Genomic DNA, 22,262 nt, shown 5'->3' on the forward strand with positions numbered 1-22,262 from the left:
CCCCCATCCTGCCTCCCGCCCGGTGCCGCGCGGGGCGGGGCCGGGCGGGGACCGGGCGGGCTCAGTGGGCGAGGTTCTCGCGCATCAGCGGCGACGCGTCGCCGGTGATCTTCGCGTCGACGACGAGCGGCCGGTCACGGGGGCCGTCGAGCCATGCCCGCACCCCGGTGAGGTCGTCGAGCGAGCGCACGGTCACGCCGGCGCATCCGTATCCGCGGGCGATCGAGGCGATGTCGGTCTCCGGGAAGCGGACGATGGCCTGTTTCTCCGGATGATCGGCGAAGAGATGCACCTCGGCGCCGTAGGCCTCGTCGTTGTAGACGACGATGATCATGCCCAGGCCGGCTTTGACGGCGGTGTCGAGTTCGACCGCATTCATCAGGAACGAGCCGTCGCCGGTTCCGACCACGGCCATCCGGTCGGGTCGGGCGATCGCGGCGCCGATGCCGTTGGCGAGTCCGAGGCCGATCGATTGGAACGACAGCGGCATGACGAAACCGCGCTCGTCGGGCACGCGCAGGAACGCGCCGGGGTACATGTTGACGTTGCCTCCGTCGGGAACGACGACGCGCTCGATCGGCAGCATCGCGTCGAGGGCCGCGGTGAGCGCCCCCGCTCCGATGTGGCCGGGGGAATGCCGCTCGGCCGGGAGGTCGTCGACCCAGTGACGGATGCGTCGGATACGCGCCCGGGTCTCGGGGGTGCGGAGCCCGGTCCGGGGGGCCTCCTGCGCCGCGAGCATGCCCGTGACGGCCGACGCCACCGATGCCGTATCGCCGACGATTCCGAGCGATACGCCGCGGTGCTTCCCGAACGCCTCGCGTCGATCGTCGACCTGCACGAGGGTGGGCTGGGCGGTGAGGGTGCCGTGGTGCGCCGTCCATTGATTGAGCGCGGCTCCGAACGCCACCAGCACGTCGGCCTCCTGGATCAGCTCCCGGGCCCCGGGCGTGGCGAATCCGCCCATCACGTCGAGCGCCCACTCCTCGTCGGTGAAGAGTCCGCGCGCACCCGCGGACGGAACGAGGATCGCCCCGGTCTGCTCCCCGAGGGCACGGAGCTCGGCGGCGGCCCGCCGTGCGCCGCGCCCGCCCAGGATGACCGGGCGCTGTGCGGCGGTGAGGATCCGGGCGAGCTCCGCAAGGGCCTCGGCCGAGGCCCCCGCGGGGATCACCCGAGGTGCGGGGGCGGGTGCCGGCTGCTCGGGCCAGATCTCCTCCTGGAGGTCGACGGGGAGCGAGAGCACGACGGTCGTGCGGTCGCGAACGGCGATGTCGTAGGCGGCGACCGCGTCGGCCACGGCCGTCGCCGACGAGTGGATGCGGCGGGGTACCGCACCGACCGCTGCGACGAGCGCGTCCTGGTCGATGACGAAGTTGCCCTGCTCCTGGCCGACGGCGGTGTCGCCCGTGATGACGAGGAGGGGCGTGTTCGATTTGGTCGCCTCGCCGATGCCCGTCATGGCGTTGGTCAAGCCGCAGCCCTGGTGGAGGCTCACCGCCGCGACGCGGTCGGTGAGTCGCGAATACGAGTCGGCCATGCACGCCGCGCCCATCTCGTGCCGGGCGGCGGTGAACGGCACGCCCGAGCTGACGAGACCGTGCGTGACCATGAAGTTGCCGCTCCCCACGACGCCGAACACGTGGGCGACACCTCGCTCGGCCAACGCGCGACCCACGGCCTCCGCCACCGTCATCGTCATCTGCTCGCCCTCTCCGTCGGCGGTCGCCGCTGTGGTCTCGAGGGTGTCGACGCCGCTCACGCCGTCACCGTCCGCGTGGCTTCGGTACGCATCGCCTCGCTGGACCGTCGGATGCGTCGGTAGACGTCTCCGCGCACCCGGGCGAACTCGGCGAGTTCCTTCGTCTCGATCTGATCCCGCGGCGACGGCAGGACGACCGGGAGGTCGGCTTCGATGAAGGTGGGTCGCGGCCCCATGACGAGCACCCGGTCGGCGAGGTAGACGCTCTCGTCGATGTCGTGGGTGACGAAGACGACGGTGACCCCGAAGGCGTCGCGCACGCGCAGGACCAGATCCTCCAGGTCGGCTCGGGTCTGCGCGTCGAGGGCGCCGAACGGTTCGTCCATCAGCAGCATCTTCGGCTGATAGGCGAGACCGCGGGCGATCGCCACCCGCTGCTGCATACCGCCCGACAGCTGCCACGGGTAGTGGTCCTCGAATCCGCCGAGCCCCACCGAATCGATGGCGGTCTTCACGCGTTCGCGACGGATCGCGCGGTCGGGTGCTTTGCGCCGGAGCGGGAACTCGACGTTCTGCGCGACCGTCATCCAGGGGTAGAGCGAGTTCACGTAGTCCTGGAAGACGAGCGCGATCTCCTCGGGCGGACGCACGACGGGCCGGCCGTCGATCTCGATCGATCCGTCGGTCGGGGACAGCAGGCCCGCCATCAGTTTCAGCACGGTGGTCTTGCCGCATCCCGATGGCCCGACCATGGTCACGACCTCGTTCGATCCGATCTCGAAACTGAGATCGCTGACCGCGAGCGTCCCGGTGCGGGCATCGCCGTAGCGTCGTGAGACGTTCTTCAAAGTGAGCATGGTGACGACTCCGTAAGTCAGCGGACAGTGGCTCGAGCGCCGTGATGCCAGGCGAGGGCGCGTCGCTCGACGAGGGTGAAAAGCAGGTTGAGCAGGTAGCCGAGAAGGCCCAGCAGGATGATCCCCGACCACATGTCGGCGATCGCGAAGGTGCGCTGGGCCTGGATGATGAAAAATCCGACCCCGTTGGTGGCGCCGACCATCTCGCTGATCACCATGATGATCAGGGCGAGGGGGAGGGCGGCCCGCATTCCGGCGAAGATCTGCGGGCTGGCCGCGCGCAGGTCGACGTGCAGCAGGGTGTCCCACCGCGTGATGCGGTAGCTGGCGCCGGTCTCCTTCAGGGTGGAGTCCACACCGGTGATCCCGTCGACGGTGTTGAGCAGGATGGGCCAGACGCAGACGAGGGCGATGAGGATGATCTTCGCCTCGTCTCCCGTGCCGAAGGCGATCAGGGTGAAGGGCAGCAGGGCCGGTGGCGGGATCGCACGCGCGAACTCGATCACGGGCGCCGCCTGACGGCGGATCCGGGGGCTCTTTCCGATGACGATGCCCGCTCCGACGCCGATCACGATCGCGATGACGTACCCGGACAGCAGCCGGGACACGCTGGGCAGGAGCTCGGTCGGAACGAGGGCGAACAGCCAATTGCCGGCGAAGGCGACGAACACGTCCTGCAGCGGGGGCAGGAAGAAGCTCGACCCGGTATTGGTGAACCACAGGATGAGGAGCACGACGAGTACGGGGACGAGGATCTCCGCCGAGGCGTAGACGACCGGCCGCTTCATCGCGCACCCGTTCGCTGTGACGGGTGCCAATGGAGCGCCCGCCGCTCGAGCCTGGTGAAGACGGTGTTGAGGATCAGCCCCAGCACCCCGGCGATGATGACGTACGCGTACATGAGCGGCACGTCCGCGCCTTCTCGCGCCCGGTTGATCTGCAGGCCGATGCCGGGCGCCCCCATGATGATCTGACCGGTGACGACCAGGATCAACGCGACCGACGACGAGATCCGGAGCCCGGTGGCCAGATAGGGGGTCGCGGCCGGCATCATCACCCGGGTGAACCGGCGGGCCGCCCCGATCTGGAACGAGCGCGCCGTGGCCATCTGGACGGGGTTGATCGCTCGCACTCCGTAGATCATCTGCACCAGGAGCGGCCACGTCGCCGCGAATGCCGCGAGGAACACGGTGCCTTCGAGCGAGCCCGGCCGGAAGACGAGGAACACCACCGGGATGAGTGCGACGGAGGGCACCGGGCGCAGGAACTCCACGATGGGTCGCGTCGCTCGGTACGCCAGCTCGTTCGTGCCGAGCAGCAGGCCCAGGGGCACCGAGACGGCGGTCGCGATCAGCAAACCGAAGAACCAGGCGATGAAGGTGAGGCCGATCGCCTGCCACGCGACGGCGTCGGTGAGCAGCGCGAGGAGGCGGGCGATCACGACCGTCGGCGGCGGGAGGTAGCGCGAGGGGAGGATCTCGAGCCTCGTCACGAGTTCCAGGACCAGCACGACGATCACGGCCCCGCCGAGCGAGCCCACGTGGTGCCACGTGCTGCGGAGGAGTCCGCCGCCGTGCACGCCGAGCGCGCGTGCCGACGCGGCGCTCGGCGTGCGGACAGGGGAGGAGACGGTCATCGGATCACCCGGAGATCATCTGATCCAGATCGGGCGCCCGATCGATGACGCCGAAATCGACGAGGATCCGGGAGAGCGTGTCGAGCTGGTCGCGATCGAGCCCGGACCGGAAGATCGGAAGGCGGATCTGCTCGGCCAGTTCGGGGGTGAGGGCCGTGAACTCGGGGAGGATCTTCCGGACGGCGTCGTCGTTCTCCGCGGCGTAGTCGACCGAGGCGGTGACCGCCCGCTCGAAGCGATCCACGAGGTCGGGGTCGTCGGCGACGAGTCTCGACGAGGTGGCCCACGCGCCGTTGGGGAAGTTCGCGCCGAGGTTGTACGAGGGGGTGTCGACGATCCTTCCGCCGTCCGCCAGGGTGCCCGTGATGAACGGTTCGGATCCGAACGCAGCATCCACGGTCCCGTTCGACAGGGCGGCCGGTACCTCCGAGAACGGGATCTCGACGAACTGCACCGACGTGTCGTCCACGCCCTGCTGCTGCAGCGAGGCGCGGATCGTGGCCTCGGCGACACCCTTGAGGGCGTTCACGCCGACGGTCGCCCCCTCGAGGTCCTCGGCGGATCGCGCGTCCGAGTCGGCGCCGACGACGAGTGCCTGCCACTCCTCGTCGGGGGTGGCTCCTCCCACGTCGTTGGCCGAGATGATCTGCAGATCCAAGCCGTTCGACGCTGCGGCGAAAAGGGGCACGTATCCGACGACGATGAAGTCGAACGACCCGGCCTGCATTCCGGCGATCATCTCCGCCCCGCCACCCACCGTGGTCATGTTCAGCTGGAGGCCTTCGTCTTCGAAGAACCCCTGCGCCTCCCCGAGGTAGACGGCCGCCATGTTCGAGGTCGGCAGCACAGCGACGTTGACCGTGCGCGGGCCGCCGTCGTCGCCCCCGCCCGAGGGGGTGCCGGCCGAGGTCGAGCACCCCGCCACGGCGAGAGTGGCGATGGCGCCGAGGACGGCGAATGCCGTCCGGCGCGGATTCCGAGATCGATGAACCATTTGTCGAGCCTCCTTGATCGAACGTGGTCGGCCGTCGGCATCGTCGCGCAACGGCTAGCGCCAGTCTGGGCCCGACGATCCAGTCGCAACACTTAACATTCGTCATGTGTGGAATTAGCCTCACTGATATGGGGAGGCCTCCCACCCGAGGATCGGCGGTGCGTGCATGGACCTGAACCTGCTCCGCGTGTTCGTCGCCGTCTATGAGACGGGGTCGGTGAGCGCGGCCGCCGAGCGCCTCTTCGTGACGCAGTCGGCGGTGAGCCAATCCCTGACGCGGCTGCGCCGGGAGGTCGACGATCAGCTCTTCGGCCGCGACGGTCGCGCCCTGCGCGCGACGCCGGCCGCCCATCAGCTCTACCCCGACTTCCACGGGGCCCTCAGCCAGGTCGAATCGGCGCTGGCGGGCCTGCGCGACTTCGACCCCGCCGTTGCGCGGTACCGGTTCCGGCTCGCGCTGTCGGAGCTCGGCGAGGTCGGATTCCTCCCGACGATCCTGTCCTCGCTCGCGGCGGAGGCTCCCGGTGTCGAGATCGAGGTCGTACCGCTCGACGTCCGCGCCCTTCCCGAGTGGCTCGCCCGGGGCTTCGTCGACCTCGCCATCGCGTCGACGCCGCCGCCGGGCGATTTCGTCGGAACGATCCTGAAGTCCGAGCGCTACGTGCTCCTCATGTCGAGCGAGCATCCTCTCGCCGCACGTCCGCAGATCTCCCGCAACGCGTTCCTCGCCGCACGGCACCTCATGACCTCCAGCGACTCCGCAGCGCCGGGAGTCGGCGCGGCACTGGAGCGGGCGGGGCTCGGCATCGTCCCGAGTCTGACCGTCGGGCACACCTCCGCGCTGCCCGGTCTGCTCCACGCGGGGCCGTGGGTCACCGTCGTGCCGTCGAGCCTGGCGCAGAACTGGATGCCCACGTGGCCGCTCACCGTTCGACCGCTGCCGGTGGACCTCGCGCCGATCCAGGTGCGGCTCTTCGCGCGGACGACGAGCCACGAGAGTGCCGCCCTGAACTGGTTCCGCCGAGCGGTCGCGGAGGCCGTGCACACCGCACCGGAGCAGTTCTGGTCGCCGCAACCCCGTGGAACCCGTTGAGATGCCGCGATTCGGGGGCTGAAGCCCTCGGGTGATCCCCGATTGCGGCACCTCACGACGTGGCTAGGGTGGGCGCATGAACATCGACGGTTCGGCCGCGCTCGTCACGGGCGGGGCCAGCGGGCTCGGACTCGCCACCGCGCGGCGGCTCGCCGCATCCGGGGCGCGCGTGACCCTCGTCGACCTACCCACCTCTCCCGGCGCCGCTGTGGCCGCCGACCTCGGCGCCCGCTTCGTGCCGGCCGACGTCACCGACCCCGAGCAGATCGCCGCGGCCGTGGCGTTCGCCGCGGAGGCGGGGCCGCTCAGGGTGGTGGTCAACTGCGCGGGCATCGCTCCGCCGGCGAAGGTGCTCGATCGCGACGGCACCCCGACGCCGCTCGAGCTCTTCGAGCGCGTGCTGCGCGTGAACCTCGTCGGCACGTACAACGTCATCGCCCAGGCGTCGGCCGTGATGAGCCGCAACGCCCCGGATGCTGCGGGCGACCGTGGCGTCATCGTCACCACGGCGAGCGTCGCCGCCTTCGACGGGCAGATCGGTCAGCCCGCGTACGCGGCGAGCAAGGGCGGTGTCGCGGCGATGACGCTGCCGATCGCGCGCGAGCTCGCCCGCCACGCGATCCGCGTCGTGACGATCGCCCCGGGCATCATGGAGACGCCGATGCTGAAGGGGCTGCCGCAGGCGGCGCAGGACTCGCTCGGCGCGCAGGTGCCCTACCCCGCCCGGCTCGGCGCACCCGACGAGTACGCCCGCCTCGTGCTGGCGATCGTCGACAACGGCTACCTCAACGGCGAGACGATCCGCCTCGACGGCGCGATCCGGATGGCGCCGAAGTAGGCCCGATCCCGCCCGCAGGCGGTCGGGGCGCGCCCCGTTAGGCTGGTGCCGAACTCCGCAGCGCCGCGAGCCCACACGGTTCGGCGACGCCGCGGCGATCTGCCCCGCGCGTACCCCGACAAAGGAGCGACCGTGTCCGACAGCATCCTCTTCTCCGTCGACGCGGGGCTTGCCCGCGTCACCTTCAACCGGCCCGCGTCGCTCAACGCGATGGACTTCGAGATGGGCGAGCGCTGGCGCGACGTCGCCCGTGCCGTCGCGGTCGACCCCGAGATCGGGGCGGTGATCCTGGATGCTGCGGGGCCGGCCTTCTGCGCCGGAGGAGACGTGGTCGCGATGTCGACGTCGGGGGCCGACGGCACCGCGGTGACCGCGGCCGCCGGCGTTATCCACGAGGGCATCCGCATCTTCTCGGAGATCCCGGTGCCCATCGTCGCCGCCGTTCAGGGGGCGGTCGCCGGGGGCGGACTGGGACTCATGCTGGCGGCCGACTACATCGTCGCCGCCGACGGCGCGAGATTCGTCAGCAAGTACGCCAACATCGGCCTGACCCCCGACCTCGGGGTCTCGACGCTCCTTCCCGCCGCGATCGGCCAGCGCCGCGCCCTCCAGCTGCTGCTGCAGGACCGCACGCTCGACGCCCACGAGGCGCAGGCATGGGGGCTCGTGGCGGAGGTCGTTCCCGCGGCCGACCTCGCCGCCCGGGCCGAGGCGGTCGCGCGGTCGTGGCTCAGCGGCGCCACGGGGGCGTTCGGACAGGCCAAGCGGCTCGTCCGCACCGGCGCCGGCCGCTCCTTCGCCGAGAACCTCGACGACGAGGCGGTCACCATCGGCGCCGCCTTCGACACCGCAGACGCGCGCGCTCGCGTCGGCGCGTTCGCCGCAGCATCCGCCAAGACCCAGCGCTGAACCGGGAGAGACCCATGACATCCCTCGCAGGCAAGACCATCCTCATGTCGGGCGGGAGCCGCGGCATCGGCCTCGCCATCGCCCTGCGCGCCGCGCGCGACGGCGCGAACATCGCGATGCTCGCGAAGACCGACACCCCCCACCCGAAGCTCGAGGGCACGGTGCACACCGCGGCCGCGGCGATCCGCGAAGCGGGCGGTCAGGCGCTGCCGATCGTCGGCGACGTGCGCAACGACGACGACGTCACCGAGGCGGTGCTGAAGACCCAGGGCGAGTTCGGCGGCATCGACATCGTCGTGAACAACGCGAGCGTCATCGACCTGTCGGGGTCGCTCGACCTGGCCACGAAGAAGTACGACCTCATGCAGGGGGTTAACGTCCGCGGTACGTTCCTGCTGTCGCGGTCGGCGATCCCGGTGCTGAGGGACGCCGAGAACCCGCACATCCTCTCGCTGTCGCCGCCGCTGAACGTCACGGCGAAGTGGCTCGGCGCGCACACCGGCTACAGCATGGCGAAGTTCGGTATGACGATGGCCACCCTGGGTATCGCGGCGGAGTTCGCCGAGGCCGGAATCGCGGCGAACACCCTCTGGCCGCGTACGACGATCGCGACCGCCGCGGTGCAGAACATCCTCGGCGGCGACCGGATCATGGCCGCCAGCCGCACGCCCGAGATCTACGCCGACGCCGCGTACGAGGTGCTGACGACTCCGGCGCGCGAGCGCACCGGGCAGACGCTGATCGTCGAGGACGTGCTCGAAGCCGCCGGCGTGACCGACTTCGCGCGGTACGCGGCGGTTCCCGGGACGCCCGACTCGGCGCTGTTCCCCGACATCTTCCTCGACTGACCCCGCCGGCCACCCCGGCAAGACCGCGAGACGTCAACCTGGATACGAGACTTCCGCCCGGCGGTGCAGTCTCGTATCGGGGATGACGTCTCGCGGTCCCCGGGCACCGCCCAGGAACGTGCTCCTACTCTGTACGGATGTCTTTCTCCGCCCATCGACCGGGCCGCTACGGCTCCGACGGTCGAATCGAGTTCGCCGCGCACGACGACAGCGAGCCGCAATACCTCGGCGATGTGCGCGAGACGCCCGGACGCTACGACGAGCAACCCGACCGATCCGAGCCGGTCGCGGTCGAGGAGGAGCCCGAGTCCGAGGCGCCTCCGGTCGAGGGCGGGCCCGCACCCGAAGCGCGTCGTCGCTTGACGCTTCGTCGGCGACGCATGCCGTGGGGCCGCCGGCTGGCCGTGCTCGGCGGTGCCGACGGCGCGGTGCTCGACGACGTGCCGGAGGAGACGCCGCGGTTCGTGCAGATGTTCTTCGTGCTGGCCGGCACGGCTCTGGTGTCGGCGCTGTCGATGCTGTTCGCTCTCATCACCGGGGTGCGCATCTCGGTGTGGCTGGCCGCGCCCCTCGCCATCGTCTGGGCGCTGATCATCCTCAACCTCGACCGGTTCCTCACCTCGAGCATGCGTTCGACCCGCAATCCCTGGAGGTTGCTGGGGATCGCCGTGCCCCGAGTGGTGATGGCCGCTCTCATCGGGATCGTCGTCGCCGAGCCGCTCGTGCTGCAGGTGTTCCAGAACGACATCGCACGCGAGGTCACCTCGACCAACGTCTCGCAGGCGCTGTCGGACCAGGATGCGGTGGCCGGCGGTCCTGAGAAGCAGGCGCTCGACGCGGCGTCCGCACGGGTGAGCGCGTTGGAGGACCAGGCCGCCACGGGTATCGTCGCGGGAACCTCGTCGACCTCGGCCGAAGCGGCCGCGGCCCAGCAGAGCGTCGACCAGCTCAATGCCCAGCTCGCCGCGCAGCAGGCCGTCATCGACCAGGCCCGCGCCCTGTACCAGTGCGAGCTGACGGGCGTGGGGGCGGGCACCGTTCCCGGGTGCACGGGTGTGAGCGGAGACGGCGCCAGCTCGGAGGCCGCCGAGGCTCAGCTGGCGGGTGCGCAGGCGTCGTACGACGGTCTCGCCGCTGAACTGCAGCAGGCCACCGCCACCCTGAGTGCGGCGAACGCGGCCGGGACGAGCGCCGCGGCCGCGTCGGCCGAGGCGAACAAACAGCGCGCCCAAGACGAACTGGTCACCGCGCGAACGCAGTACGACGCAGCCCTGGCCGCCTACGACGAGCGCGCGGCCGCCGTGGCGGGAGGCAATGCCCAGGCGCAGGGGATCCTCAGCCAGATCGGAGCGCTCGAGAGGCTCTCCCAGCGCGAGCCGGTTCTCGCCTGGGCCCACTGGCTGATCGCCGGGCTGTTCTTCATGATCGAGCTGCTGCCCGTGCTGGTGAAGGTGCTCACCAGCTTCGGCGATCCGTCGGTGTACGAGAAGGCCGACGCGTTGCGGCGGCAGGTCGCGCTCGACCGCGTGACCGCCCGCACCTGGCGGGCGCGTGCCGCCATCGCGACAGCGCGCGACGCGCCCTGAGCGCGCACCCGGTCGGAGGGGTCGCGGGTCAGATCAGGCCGTGGCGGGCGAAGGCGGTGTGCACGCCATCGTCGTGGACGCTGGTCGTGACCTCGTCGGCGTAGCCCTTCACGGTGTCGTCGGCGTTGCCCATCGCGATCCCGACGCCGCACACCTGCAGCATCTCCAGGTCGTTGTAGCTGTCTCCGATACCGATCGCGTCGTCGACGCTCATCCCGAGCAGCGCGACGAGTTCGACGATCGCCGAGCCCTTGGTGACGCCGTGCAGGCTGACCTCTCCGCCGGATCCTCCGAGGTAGGGGATCGTGCCGGTGATCACGTGGAAGCGCTCGCCGAGGCCGTCGCGCACCACCGAGAACGTGTCGGGGTGCGTTCCGGCGAACGTCGCCTTGGCGATCGCGTCGACGGGTGCCGGCCCCTTGTACGCCATGCGCTTCTCGACTCGGGCGAGCGCGGCAACCGCCGCCGGGTCATCGGCGCCCGCTTCCGCGCCGTCGAAGATCGGTCGAACGCGGGCGAGGATACCGCGGCTCGGGTAGATGTCGTCGTAGGCCTGAAGGATGTATTCGACGTCGTGGGCCTCGAAGAAGGCGGTGAGCACGGCCAGATCTGCGGGCGGCATGAGGTGTCGGGCGACGTGCTCGTCGCCGCGATCGATGAAGCCGCCGCTGGCCGAGATCACCCCGTCGAAACCGATCGCCGCGACGTGGTCGGGGATCTCCGCCCGGGCGCGACCCGTGCACAGGTAGACGAGGTGGCCCCGCGCGCGGGCGCCGCGCACCGCCTCGATGGCCGAGGGCGCGAGGCGCTGCTGGTGGTCGATCAGGGTGCCGTCGACGTCGAGGAATGCGATACGGGTGCGGGTGGGAGTCATCGTCTCAACGCTAGACCGATCGCAGGGGGCCGACGGACGCCTCGGTTTGCCAGACCGCGTCGGCGCGTGCGATCATCGTCGCGGACATGTGACTGGTCATGCAGGCAGGATCCGAACGCAGTGCGAGAGCACCGCCTTCGGGTCCTTTTTTGTTTGCCCGGGGCCGACGGCGGTGAAGCCGGACGGGATGTCCGTCTCAATCCAGGGAGGAACCCGATGACCACTCAGGAGAGCGCTCGCGCCATCCTCGACCACGTGGGCGGCGCCGCCAACGTGGCACAGCTCCAGCACTGCTCCACACGGCTGCGCTTCAACCTCGTCGACGACGCCAAGGCCGACGAGGCCGCGCTGAAGAACACCCCGGGCGTCATCGGCGTGGTGCGGGGTCCGCAGACCCAGATCATCGTGGGGTCGGGCGTCTCCGACTACTTCCGCGAGATCGAGAAGCTGCGCGGGGGTCGCCGCGCCTCCGGCGCACCGGCCCGTCAGCGTCTGACCGTCAAGCGATCGGGATCGATCGCGATGGACTTCGTCGTCGGCGTCTTCACCCCGATCATCCCCGCCATCGCCGGCGCGGGGATCTTCAAGTCGCTGCTGATCCTGGCCACCGCGCTGGGCTGGCTGCAGACCACCGACCAGACCTACCAGGTGCTCACCGCCATCCCCGACGCGGTCTTCTTCTTCCTGCCGCTCCTGGTCACCTACACCGCGGCGAAGAAGCTCGACGTGAACATCCCGTTGGCGCTCGGAATCGTGGCGCTCCTCGTCTTCCCGTCGTTCACCACGCTGCTGAACCAAGAGGGCGGACTCGCGCTGTTCGGCCTGACGATCCCCGCGATCGCCTACAACGCGCAGGTGTTCCCGCCGATCCTCGCGGTACTGCTCCTCGCGGTCGTCGAGAGATTCGCGATCCGCATCAGCCCCAGCGTCATCCGCACGTTCCTCGTGCCGCTGATCTGCTTCCTCGTGGTCTCTCCGATCACGCTGTTCGTCCTCGGACCGCTCGGCTTCTGGATCGGCTCCCTGCTGACCGGAGCCATGCTCTGGCTCTACGGCACGCTCGGCTGGTTCGCCGTCGCCCTCATGGCCGCAGCACTGCCGTTCATCGTCTCGGTCGGCATGCACAAGGCCTTCATCCCGCCGACGATCGCCACGATGGCCGACCAGGGACGCGAATCGTTCTACCTCGTCGCCTCCCTCGCGCACAACCTCGCCGAGGCCGGTTCCACGCTCGCGGTGGCCCTGCGCACCAAGAACAAGACCCTCCGCGGCACCGCGATCTCGTCGGGCGTCTCGGCGTTCTTCGGCATCACCGAGCCCGCCCTCTACGGCGTCACGCTGCAGAACCGCCGCGCCCTGCTCTCGGTCGTCGCCGGCTCGTTCGTCGGTGGCGCCTACCTCGGTCTCACCGCGGTCGCCTCGTTCGCGCTCGTCAGCCCCGGTGCCGCGAGCATCTCGATGTTCATCGACGTGGCCAACCCGTGGAACCTCCTGAACGCCGTGATCGGCGCGCTCATCTCGATGGTCATCTCGTTCGTGATCTCGGCGGTCATCTGGAAGGACTCCGACTCCGCCACGGTGAGGATGCTCACCGAGCAGGCCGGAGACGACGTGCTCGCCGAGCCTGCCGTCTCCGACGGCTCGCTCCGTCTGGTCGCGCCGATGACGGGCGAGGTCGTCCCGCTCGATCAGGTGAACGACCCGGTCTTCTCCGGGGGTGTCCTCGGTGGAGGCGTCGCCATCCGACCCACCGACGGCGAGGTGCGCGCCCCGATCGCGGGCGTCGTCACGAGCCTGCTCCCCTCACGACACGCGATCGGCATCGTCGGCGACGACGGCATCGAGGTGCTCGTGCACGTGGGCCTGGACACGGTCCAGCTCGAAGGGAAGCCGTTCACCGCCCTCATCGAGCAGGGCGATCGCGTGGTCGCCGGCCAGCCCCTGCTGCAGGTCGACCTCGCCGCCATCACCGAGCTCGGATACGACATCACCACACCGGTGGTCGTGCTGAACACCGAGGGCTACGACCTCGCCGTGCTGGCGAAGGGCTCCGTCACCGCCGGCGCCGATCTCCTCGGTGCCACCGCGAAGGAGGCCGCTCATGGCGCTGCCTGATGGTTTCCTCTGGGGCGGTGCCCTCGCCGCGAACCAGGCCGAGGGTGCCTGGAACGTCGGCGGTCGCGGCCCGGCCGTGTCCGACGTCGCCAAGTACCGCCCGAACGTCGACCCCCGCGAGTACGCGGTGCACCACCAGCACACGATCGAGAGCATCACGGCGGCCATGGCCGACGACGACGTGACGTACTACCCGAAGCGTCGCGGCATCGACTTCTATCACCGCTACGAGCAAGACCTGGCGCTGTTCGCCGAGATGGGCTTCTCGACCCTGCGCGTCTCGATCGCGTGGAGCCGCCTGTACCCCACGGGCGAGGAGCTCGAACCGAACGAGGAAGGCATCGCCTTCTACCTGGCCCTCTTCACCGAGATGCGCCGGCTCGGCATCCGCCCGCTGGTGACCCTCTCGCACTACGACCCGCCGCTGGCGCTCGCGCTGAAGAACAACGCCTGGGTGGCCCGCGAGACCATCGCGCTGTTCGAACGGTTCTCCCGCACCTGCTTCGAGCGCTTCGGTCACCTCGTCGACCTGTGGCTGTCGTTCAACGAGATCGATGGGATCCTCCGCCACCCGTTCACCTCGGGCGGCATCATCGACGAGACGGTCGAGGGAGGCCTGGAGCAGGCGTGCTTCACGGCCCTCCACCACCAGTTCGTCGCGTCGGCATCGGTGACCCGGATGCTGCACGAACTCTGGCCCGAGTCGCAGATGGGCTGCATGCTCACCATGCTGACCACCTACCCGAACACGTGTCACCCCGACGACGTCGCCGCCACCCAGGCGAAGGAGCGGCTGCTGTATCTCTGCACCGACGTGCAGGCGGGCGGCGCCTATCCGCGCCTCGCGCTGACCGCCCTGCGGAGCCGGGGCGTCACGATCCCGTTCGAAGAGGGCGACGCCGAGCTGCTTCGCGAGCACCCCGTCGACTTCATCTCGTTCTCGTACTACATGACGCTGACGGAGTCGGTGCGGCCGGACGCCGAGCGCACCCCGGGCAACACGGTGCTCGGAGTGAAGAACCCCTTCCTCGAGTCGAGCGAATGGGGATGGCAGATCGATCCCGTCGGCCTGCGGATCTCGATGATCGACCTGTACGACCGCTACGGCAAGCCGCTGTTCATCGTCGAGAACGGACTCGGGATGCGAGACGAACTCACGGCGGACGGCCGCATCCACGATCCGTACCGCATCGACTACTTCCGCTCGCATTTCGCGGAGATGATCCGCGCGGTCGACGAGGGCGTGGAGCTGATGGGGTACACGAGCTGGGCGCCCATCGACATCATCAGCGCCTCCTCGTCTCAGATCTCTAAGCGCTACGGTTTCATCCACGTCGATCAGGACGACCTCGGCAACGGCACGGGCGAACGGCGACGGAAAGACTCGTTCTTCTGGTACCAGAGGGTGATCGCGACGAACGGGGCGGACCTGGGGTGAGCACGGCGACAGCCGCGTTCGCGCCGGGGTCGACGGAGACTCTCATGCAGATCATCAAGAAGGTGCTGAACTCCAGCGTCGTGCTCGTCGAGGACGAGCGCGGGGTGGAGCGCGTGCTGCTCGGCAAGGGCATCGGATTCGGCGCGAAGCCCGGCGATGCCGTCGCGCCCGAGGACACCGATCGGGTCTTCGTCGCCCTGGAGGACGCCGATCAGCGAAACCTCGTCGAGCTGATGGCGCAGATCCCCGCGGAGTTCGTCGACCTGACCAGGTCGATCGTGGTCGCCGCCGAGGAGGCCGGGCTCGAACTCGACCCCCACATCTACCTCACGCTCACCGATCACCTGCATTTCGCCGTGGATCGGCAGCGCCGGGGGCTGGTCGTCTCCAACCGGCTGGCGTGGGAGATGCGGACGGTCTACCCCCGCGAGTACGAACTCGGCGTGCGCGGACTCGGGATGCTGCGCGCCCGCATCGGGGAGGAGCTTCCGGAGGACGAGGCGGCGAACATCGCCTTCCACCTCGTCAATGCCGAGGTGGGCCGGCCCGGCGTCGATTCGATGCACGTCGTCCAGCTGATCTCGTCGATCACCACCATCGTCACCCACGCGGGAGGCGCCAGCGTGAGTCGCGACGACCTGCACGGATCGCGGTTCCTCGTGCACCTGCAGTTCTTCGCGGAGCGGCTCTTCGCGGGGTCGCTGGCGGTGTCGGAGGACGACTTCCTGTACACGAGCATGAGTGCCCGGTACCCGCGAGCGGTCGCCACGGCCGAGCGTGTGCGCTCGTTCGTCGAGCAGGAGCACGATCTGCGCATCCCGAACGAGGAGGTCGCCTACTTGGCCCTCCACATCGCCCGCGCCGTCCCGGAGTGACGGCGCCTCACGAAAGGTCATCCCCCATGGCACAACGCACCGCAACCATCGCGTCCGCGACCGGCCTGCACGCCCGCCCCGCGGCGGTCTTCACCAAGGCCGCGGCCTCATCCGGCCACGCCGTCACCGTGTCGGCGAAGGGCAAGTCCGCCGATGCACGCAGCATCCTGGCCGTTCTCGGCCTCGGCGTGTCCAGCGGCGACGAGGTGCTGCTCGACGTCGACGGAGCCGAGGCCGAGCGCGTGGCCGACGAGCTGCGCGCCCTGCTGGAGACCGACCTCGACGCGGCGTGAACCCGGCGAGGTGTCGCCGTCGTCCCCCGTGCCGGTGACGCCTCGCCGCCCCCTCCCCGGGCGGCCAGCCTCCGTGCAGGCGCTCGCCGGTACCCTGGGAACATGATCGAGCAGCCCCCCGTGCGCACCACGAAGCCCCGTCAGGTGCGCCCGGCCACCGAAGGCTGGTCGCAGAAGAAGGACGAGACCGGTCGTCCGCTGCTGCAGTTCGCGAGCCCGAAGCGCGGCAAGCCCCCCGTGCACCTCGCCGACCTGACCGCCGACGAGCGCGTCGCGAAGGTGAAGGAGCTGGGCATGCCCGGGTTCCGCGCGAAGCAGCTCGAGAAGCACTACTTCCAGCACTACACGAGCGACCCCGCGCTCATGACCGACCTGCCCGCGGCCGCTCGTGACGAGCTCGTCGCCGGCATGCTGCCGCCGTTGCTGACCGAGGTGAAGCGCCTCGAGACCGACCGCGGCGACACGATCAAGTTCCTCTGGAAGCTGCACGACGGCGCCCTCGTCGAGTCGGTGCTCATGCGCTACCCCGGTCGCATCACGCTCTGCGTGTCGTCACAGGCCGGATGCGGCATGAACTGCCCGTTCTGCGCGACGGGCCAGGCGGGGCTCACCCGAAACATGTCGGCCGCCGAGATCGTCGAGCAGATCGTGCGCGCCAACCGGCTCATCGCCGACGGCGGGCTCGGGGGCAAGAAGAAGGACGACCACTCCGCCGATCGCGTCTCGAACATCGTCTTCATGGGCATGGGTGAGCCGCTGGCGAACTACGCCCGGGTCATGCAGGCCGTTCGCGTCATGGTCGACAAGGACCACGGCCTCGGCATGAGCGCCCGCGGCATCACGGTCTCGACCGTCGGCCTGGTGCCGGCGATCACCAAGCTCTCGAACGAAGACATCCCCGTCACGTTCGCGCTCTCGCTCCACGCGCCCGACGACGTGCTGCGCGACGAGCTCATCCCGGTGAACTCGCGCTGGAAGGTCGACGAGGCGCTCGACGCCGCGCGCGACTACTTCGACAAGACCGGGCGGCGCGTCTCGATCGAGTACGCGCTCATCAAGGACATGAACGACCACGCCTGGCGTGCCGACCTCCTCGCCGAGAAGCTCAATGCCCGCGGTCGCGGGTGGGTGCACGTGAACCCGATCCCGTTGAATCCCACGCCCGGTTCGATCTGGACCGCGTCGGAGGTGCCCGTGCAGAACGAGTTCGTGCGGCGCCTCAACGACGCCGGCATCCCCACGACCCTCCGTGACACCCGCGGCAAGGAGATCGACGGAGCCTGCGGGCAGCTCGTCGCCACCGAGGACGACCAGGTCGCAGCCTCCGCGACCCCCGTCGCCTGACCCCTTCTCCGATGCGCACCGCGGGGGTCGACCTCGCCGCCGAGAGCACGAAGACCGCGCTGGCGGTCGTGGACTGGAGCGGCGCGGATGCTGCGCTGACGCAGCTGTCGGTCGGAGTCTCCGACGACGCCATCGTCGACGCGTCCGCCGACGTCGACAAGATCGGCATCGACTGCGCGTTCGGCTGGCCCGACGAGTTCGTGGCGTTCGTCGCGGCACACTCCGAACCCGCCACGGCGCCGTCCGCCGACGGAGGCATGGACTGGCGGCGCACGCTGGCGTACCGCGAGACCGATCGGGTCGCGCGGCGGATCACCGGGCGGTGGCCGCTGAGCGTCTCCACCGACCGGCTCGGTCTCACCGCGATGCGGTGCGCGGGGCTGCTCGGCCGGCTGCGCGACGCGGGGCGCGATGTCGATCGCTCGGGAGCCGGAGACGTCGCCGAGGTCTACCCCGGGGCGAGCCTGCGCCTGTGGGGGTTCGACACGACGGGGTACCGCACGGATCCCCGCGCGCGGGAGCGACTTCTCGCCCGGCTGGTCGCGACGGCCCCGTGGCTCGACCTGCGAGGTCACGCCGACGCCCTCGTGCGCTCGGGCGACGCGTTCGACGCCGTCGTGGCGGCGCTCGCCGCGCGGGGCGCCGCCCTCGACCGGTACGCACGTCCCGAACCCGCGCAGCTGGACCGCGCACGCCGCGAGGGGTGGATCGCGCTGCCGAACGGCGCGCTCGCCGACCTCGTGCGGTGACGCGCGGAGGAAATGCCACGAAGGGAGAACGGAACCGCGAGAATCCGTCCTCCGCCGGTGAGATCTCCTTCCCCCGCCACCGCGAACGGGGTCGGTTCCGCACGTCGGATGCTGTGCACCTGCCCGTCGGAGTGGTGCGCAGCATCCGTTCAGGGCATTCTCGAAGGCATGAGCGAATCCGTCGTCGAGGTGTCCGGCCTCACCAAGACCTACCGCGGGGGGTTCCAGGCGCTCAAGGGCATCAGCTTCGAGATCCATCCAGGCGAGACCTTCGCGCTGCTCGGCCCGAACGGGGCGGGCAAGAGCACCGCCATCGAGATCCTCGAGGGATACCGTGATCGCAGCGGCGGCACGGTGTCGGTGCTCGGCGTCGACCCCCACCACGCCACGCTCGAGTGGAAATCCCGCCTGGGGATCGTGCTGCAGAACACCGGCGAGGCCCCGACCGCCTCGGTGAAGGAGCTGCTCACGCACTTCGCGGGTTTCTACCCGCGCGCCCGCCGTGTCGACGAGGTGATCGCCGCGGTCGGTCTGACCGAGAAGGCCAAGACTGCCGTCCGGAAGCTCTCGGGCGGCCAGCGTCGACGCGTCGACGTCGCGCTCGGCATCATCGGACAGCCCGATCTGCTCTTCCTCGACGAGCCCACGACAGGGTTCGACCCCGAGGCGCGGCGACAGTTCTGGGATCTCATCCGGGGGCTCCAGGGGGAGGGCACCACGATCCTCCTCACCACCCATTACCTCGACGAAGCGGCCGAGCTGTCGCAGCGCGCGGCCATTCTCGTCGGCGGCGAACTCGCCTCGATCGGGCCGATCGACGAGCTCGGCGGGCCCGCGTCACGTGTGCCGGTGGTGCGCTGGCGCCATGACGGCGTCGTGCACCAGGAGCGCACGTCGAGCCCCGGCGAGTTCGTCGCGCGGCTCGTGGCCGAATCGGGCCGCGAACCCGAGAGTCTCGAGGTGGTGCGCCCGAGCCTGGAAGACATCTACCTCTCCTTCGTCGATCCGGCGGCCGCGTCGACCGAGGAGGTCGCGGCATGAGCGCGGCGCTCTCGACGCCGAACCGCTCCGGCGTCGGCTCGTTCGGAATAGGGCGCACTCTGCGCCTCGGGCTCTCGCGCGTCGCCTACGAGGTGCGCTCGTACTTCCGGCAGGGCGACTCGGTCTTCTTCACGTTCCTGTTCCCCGTGCTGTTCCTGCTCATCTTTGCGGTGGCCTTCAGCTCGGCGACCTTCGGGCCGCCCGACGGCGAGATCTCCTCGGCTGCGTACTACCTGCCGGGCATGCTCGCCGCCGGTCTCCTCCTCTCGGGTCTGCAGAACCTCGCCATCGACATCGCGATGGAGCGCAGCGACGGGTCGCTCAAGCGTCTGGGCGGGACGCCGCTGTCACCGGTGTCGTACTTCATGGGCAAGCTCGGCCAGGTGCTCGTCACCGGTTTCCTGCAGGCCGCGCTCCTCATCGCGATCGCCGGCATCTTCTTCGGTGTCGCGCTGCCGACCGACCCGCAACGGTGGCTGACCTTCGCGTGGGTGTTCCTGCTCGGGGTCACCACCTGCGCGATCCTCGGCATCGGCCTCAGCGCCCTCCCGCGCACCGGGCGCAGCGCCTCGGCGGTGGTCATCCCGATCGTGCTCGTGCTGCAGTTCATCTCGGGCATCTTCATCCAGTTCTCGGTGCTGCCGGAGTGGCTGCAGAACGTGGCGAGCATCTTCCCCTTGAAGTGGCTGGCTCAGGGGATGCGATCGGTCTTCCTGCCCGAGGTGTTCGCCGCCGACGAGCCGGGTGGCACGTGGCAGCACGGACTCACCCTGGGGGTGACGCTCATCTGGCTCGTGGTCGGCCTGATCCTCGTGCGCATCACCTTCCGCTGGATCCGCAAGGACAGCTAGAGCCTCAGGCCAGCGGGCGGCAGGCGTCGATCATGCGGCGAAGGCTGACTCCCGCCGTCACGGTCTCCGCCAGCTCGGCGATGCCGGTGTCGACGGGCTCCAGCGACGCGAGGTAGCCCTCGACCGCCGCGCCGGCGGTCTCGATGAGCGCCGTGGTGTCGCGATCGCCCGGCGCGGTGGCCACGACGTCACGGCATGCGCGTACCGCCTCGGCGAGCAGCGCGCGCGCGTCGCCTCGCAGCGGAGCGCCCGCCGGTGGGATGCGGCCGAGGATGTCGGCCAGGTCGCGCGCGAAGAACGTCACGTGCTCGAGCGCCCGCAGGCGACGCGTGTTCTCCTCCTGGGCGGCCGCCTGGCGGCGGCCCCTCGGGTTGCCCCGCAGGCTGCGGTCGGCCTCGCGCACCTCGTCGGCGACGGTCAGGAGCATCGTCGACAGCTCGCCCATCGACGCGGCCAGGGCGTCGTGGTCGACGCCTCCTGCGCTGACGGCGTCGGCCATCTCGTCCAGTCGCGCGGCGAGGGTGTCGCGGAGTTCGCTGAGCCGGCGGGAGGCGTACGGCAGGAACACCGGAGGTGCGATGAGGACGTTCACCGCGACGCCGACCACGATCCCGAACGCCATCGTGACGAGGTAGGACACCGAGAACTGGTCGGGATCGCCCCTCCCGCCGATCAGCAGCACGAACAGCGCCGCCATGACGATCCACTCGCGCCCGGGGCCGAGGGCGCGGGCACCGCCCAGCAGCACCCCGATCGCGACGATGCCGGCGAGGGCGACCGCGGCCGGTACCCCCGCGGCGTCGAGTCCGACCGCGACGAGACCGAAACCGATGCCGATCGCAAGGCCCAGCACCGTCTGCACGCTCGAGCGCGCAGAATCGGCCAGCGTCGGATACATGCTCACGACGACCCCGAGCGGTGCGTAGTACGAGTACTCGTCGGCGGCGAACGGGATGAGCGGCGCGAGATACCAGGCCAGGACGGCGGCGCCCGCGGTCTTCGCCGCCAGCAGCACGCGCGACGGCGCCACCAGTGTGCGCGCCGCGCGCATCTGCCCGGTCATCCGGGCGCGGGTCGGAGAGGTGTTCACCCGGGAACGCTACCGACGCTCGCCGGCGAACGGGGGTGGTTGACGCATCCTCTCTTCCCGTCGGCGCAACCCGGAGCCAAGGTTCGCGGACGACAGTAGCGTTGACGCATGGTCAACTATCGCTATCTGGGCAACAGTGGTCTCAAGGTCTCGGAGATCACGTACGGCAACTGGGTGACGCACGCGTCGCAGGTCGAGGACGACGCCGCCGTCAAGACCGTGCACGCCGCGCTCGACGCCGGGATCACGACGTTCGACACCGCCGACGCCTACGCCAACACCGCCGCCGAGGTCATCCTCGGGAAGGCGCTCGAGGGGCAGCGACGCGAGTCGCTCGAGATCTTCACGAAGGTGTACTTCCCCACCGGACCGGGCGGACCCAACGACACCGGCCTGAGCCGCAAGCACATCACCGAGTCGATCAACGGTTCGCTCCAGCGCCTCGGCACCGACTACGTCGATCTCTACCAGGCGCACCGCTTCGACTACGAGACACCCCTCGAGGAGACCTTCCAGACGTTCGCCGACCTGGTGCGCCAGGGCAAGGTTCTCTACATCGGCGTCTCGGAGTGGACCGCCGAGCAGCTCCGCGAGGGTCATGCACTCGCGAAGGAGCTCAACATTCAGCTCATCTCCAACCAGCCCCAGTACTCGATGCTGTGGCGCGTCATCGAAGACAAGGTCGTTCCCGCGAGCGAGGAGCTCGGCATCTCGCAGATCGTCTGGTCGCCGATGGCGCAGGGCGTGCTCAGCGGCAAGTACCTGCCCGGTCAGCCGGTGCCCGAGGGGTCGCGCGCGACCGACGAGAAGAGCGGCGCGAACTTCATCAAGCGCTTCCTCGCCGACGACACGCTCACCGCGGTGCAGCGACTGAAGCCCATCGCCGAGCAGGCGGGCCTGTCGATGCCGCAGATGGCGATCGCCTGGGTGCTGCAGAACCCGAACGTCGCCGCCGCGCTCGTCGGAGCCTCGCGTCCGGAGCAGCTCGCCGACACCGTCAAGGCCTCTGGCGTCACCCTCGACGCCGACACGCTCTCCGCGATCGACGAGGCGCTGGGCGGCACGGTCGAGCGCGACGGCCAGAAGACGTACGAGACGTCGCCCGCGACCCGAGTGGCCTGAGGCTCGA

Annotated in this window: 21 protein-coding genes; 14 read left to right on the forward strand and 7 right to left on the reverse strand. The window is 70.0% G+C overall.

The features are described 5' to 3' along the window. Positions 1–61: 61 nt before the first annotated feature. From DEU34_RS00590 to DEU34_RS00610, 5 genes are read right to left on the reverse strand one after another with little or no spacing between them, the layout of a single operon-like run. A complete protein-coding gene (locus tag DEU34_RS00590) occupies positions 62–1,762 on the reverse strand; it encodes a thiamine pyrophosphate-binding protein (RefSeq protein WP_259459984.1) in 1,701 nt (566 codons plus the stop codon). After that, complete coding sequence (locus DEU34_RS00595; RefSeq protein WP_121147845.1) at positions 1,759–2,559, reverse strand: ABC transporter ATP-binding protein; 801 nt, start codon at positions 2,557–2,559, stop codon at positions 1,759–1,761. The genes DEU34_RS00590 and DEU34_RS00595 overlap by 4 nt, the downstream gene beginning before the upstream one ends. 17 nt (positions 2,560–2,576) lie before the next feature. Continuing rightward, positions 2,577–3,347, reverse strand: a complete 771-nt coding sequence (locus DEU34_RS00600; protein WP_121147848.1) for an ABC transporter permease — start codon at positions 3,345–3,347, stop codon at positions 2,577–2,579. Further along, a complete protein-coding gene (locus DEU34_RS00605; RefSeq protein ID WP_121147850.1) occupies positions 3,344–4,195 on the reverse strand; it encodes an ABC transporter permease in 852 nt (283 codons plus the stop codon). The genes DEU34_RS00600 and DEU34_RS00605 overlap by 4 nt, the downstream gene beginning before the upstream one ends. A gap of 4 nt (positions 4,196–4,199) precedes the next feature. Further along, on the reverse strand, positions 4,200–5,189 hold the full coding sequence (locus DEU34_RS00610; RefSeq protein WP_121147853.1) for an ABC transporter substrate-binding protein: 990 nt from the start codon (positions 5,187–5,189) through the stop codon (positions 4,200–4,202). A 166-nt stretch (positions 5,190–5,355) separates the two neighbouring features. On the opposite strand from DEU34_RS00610, the gene DEU34_RS00615 reads away from it, so the two are divergent. The 5 genes from DEU34_RS00615 (at position 5,356) to DEU34_RS00635 (ending at position 10,463) form a co-directional block, all read left to right on the forward strand. Further along, positions 5,356–6,282 carry a LysR family transcriptional regulator gene (locus DEU34_RS00615; RefSeq protein ID WP_121147855.1) on the forward strand — a complete coding sequence of 309 codons (927 nt, stop codon included), beginning with the start codon at positions 5,356–5,358 and terminating at the stop codon, positions 6,280–6,282. Positions 6,283–6,358: 76 nt separating this feature from the next. Further along, complete coding sequence (locus DEU34_RS00620; protein ID WP_121147859.1) at positions 6,359–7,120, forward strand: SDR family NAD(P)-dependent oxidoreductase; 762 nt, start codon at positions 6,359–6,361, stop codon at positions 7,118–7,120. A 132-nt stretch (positions 7,121–7,252) separates the two neighbouring features. Then, complete coding sequence (locus tag DEU34_RS00625; RefSeq protein ID WP_121147862.1) at positions 7,253–8,029, forward strand: enoyl-CoA hydratase/isomerase family protein; 777 nt, start codon at positions 7,253–7,255, stop codon at positions 8,027–8,029. Between the two features lie 14 nt (positions 8,030–8,043). Next, on the forward strand, positions 8,044–8,877 hold the full coding sequence (locus DEU34_RS00630; RefSeq protein WP_121147865.1) for an NAD(P)-dependent oxidoreductase: 834 nt from the start codon (positions 8,044–8,046) through the stop codon (positions 8,875–8,877). 137 nt (positions 8,878–9,014) lie between these two features. Next, positions 9,015–10,463, forward strand: coding sequence for a DUF4407 domain-containing protein (locus tag DEU34_RS00635; protein ID WP_121147867.1), 1,449 nt, complete (start codon positions 9,015–9,017; stop codon positions 10,461–10,463). A 28-nt stretch (positions 10,464–10,491) separates the two neighbouring features. Here DEU34_RS00635 and DEU34_RS00640 read toward each other — a convergent pair whose 3' ends face one another. Further along, on the reverse strand, positions 10,492–11,337 hold the full coding sequence (locus DEU34_RS00640) for an HAD-IIB family hydrolase (protein ID WP_121147870.1): 846 nt from the start codon (positions 11,335–11,337) through the stop codon (positions 10,492–10,494). 216 nt (positions 11,338–11,553) lie between these two features. Here DEU34_RS00640 and DEU34_RS00645 point away from each other — a divergent pair, with 216 nt between their 5' ends. The 8 genes from DEU34_RS00645 to DEU34_RS00680 all read left to right on the forward strand — a co-directional run bounded on the left by DEU34_RS00645 (position 11,554) and on the right by DEU34_RS00680 (position 20,043). Then, the gene (locus DEU34_RS00645; protein WP_121147872.1) at positions 11,554–13,452 is read left to right on the forward strand and encodes a beta-glucoside-specific PTS transporter subunit IIABC; all 1,899 of its coding nucleotides are present in this window, start codon (positions 11,554–11,556) and stop codon (positions 13,450–13,452) included. After that, positions 13,439–14,890 (forward strand): family 1 glycosylhydrolase, encoded by a 1,452-nt coding sequence (locus DEU34_RS00650; RefSeq protein ID WP_121147875.1) that lies wholly within the window; start codon positions 13,439–13,441, stop codon positions 14,888–14,890. The genes DEU34_RS00645 and DEU34_RS00650 overlap by 14 nt, the downstream gene beginning before the upstream one ends. Before the next feature lie 44 nt (positions 14,891–14,934). Beyond that, entirely contained in the window at positions 14,935–15,765 is an 831-nt protein-coding gene (locus DEU34_RS00655; protein ID WP_121149647.1) for a PRD domain-containing protein, read from the forward strand. Between the two features lie 26 nt (positions 15,766–15,791). Further along, the gene (locus tag DEU34_RS00660; RefSeq protein ID WP_121147877.1) at positions 15,792–16,058 is read left to right on the forward strand and encodes an HPr family phosphocarrier protein; all 267 of its coding nucleotides are present in this window, start codon (positions 15,792–15,794) and stop codon (positions 16,056–16,058) included. Positions 16,059–16,160: 102 nt separating this feature from the next. After that, positions 16,161–17,402, forward strand: a complete 1,242-nt coding sequence (gene rlmN, locus DEU34_RS00665) for a 23S rRNA (adenine(2503)-C(2))-methyltransferase RlmN (RefSeq protein ID WP_121147880.1) — start codon at positions 16,161–16,163, stop codon at positions 17,400–17,402. 11 nt (positions 17,403–17,413) lie between these two features. Next, the gene (locus DEU34_RS00670; RefSeq protein WP_121147883.1) at positions 17,414–18,151 is read left to right on the forward strand and encodes a DUF429 domain-containing protein; all 738 of its coding nucleotides are present in this window, start codon (positions 17,414–17,416) and stop codon (positions 18,149–18,151) included. Between the two features lie 168 nt (positions 18,152–18,319). Then, the gene (locus DEU34_RS00675; RefSeq protein ID WP_121147885.1) at positions 18,320–19,192 is read left to right on the forward strand and encodes an ABC transporter ATP-binding protein; all 873 of its coding nucleotides are present in this window, start codon (positions 18,320–18,322) and stop codon (positions 19,190–19,192) included. After that, entirely contained in the window at positions 19,189–20,043 is an 855-nt protein-coding gene (locus DEU34_RS00680) for an ABC transporter permease (RefSeq protein ID WP_121147888.1), read from the forward strand. Before DEU34_RS00675 ends, DEU34_RS00680 begins: the two co-directional genes overlap by 4 nt. 4 nt (positions 20,044–20,047) lie before the next feature. On the opposite strand, the gene DEU34_RS00685 is transcribed toward DEU34_RS00680, so the two are convergent. Continuing rightward, positions 20,048–21,133 (reverse strand): aromatic acid exporter family protein, encoded by a 1,086-nt coding sequence (locus DEU34_RS00685; protein WP_147423976.1) that lies wholly within the window; start codon positions 21,131–21,133, stop codon positions 20,048–20,050. 108 nt (positions 21,134–21,241) lie between these two features. Here DEU34_RS00685 and DEU34_RS00690 point away from each other — a divergent pair, with 108 nt between their 5' ends. Beyond that, positions 21,242–22,255, forward strand: a complete 1,014-nt coding sequence (locus DEU34_RS00690) for an aldo/keto reductase family protein (protein ID WP_121147893.1) — start codon at positions 21,242–21,244, stop codon at positions 22,253–22,255. The last annotated feature ends 7 nt before the right edge of the window (positions 22,256–22,262 follow it).

The sequence above is a fragment of the Microbacterium sp. AG1240 genome, from assembly GCF_003635115.1.
In the GTDB taxonomy this organism is placed as follows: domain Bacteria; phylum Actinomycetota; class Actinomycetes; order Actinomycetales; family Microbacteriaceae; genus Microbacterium.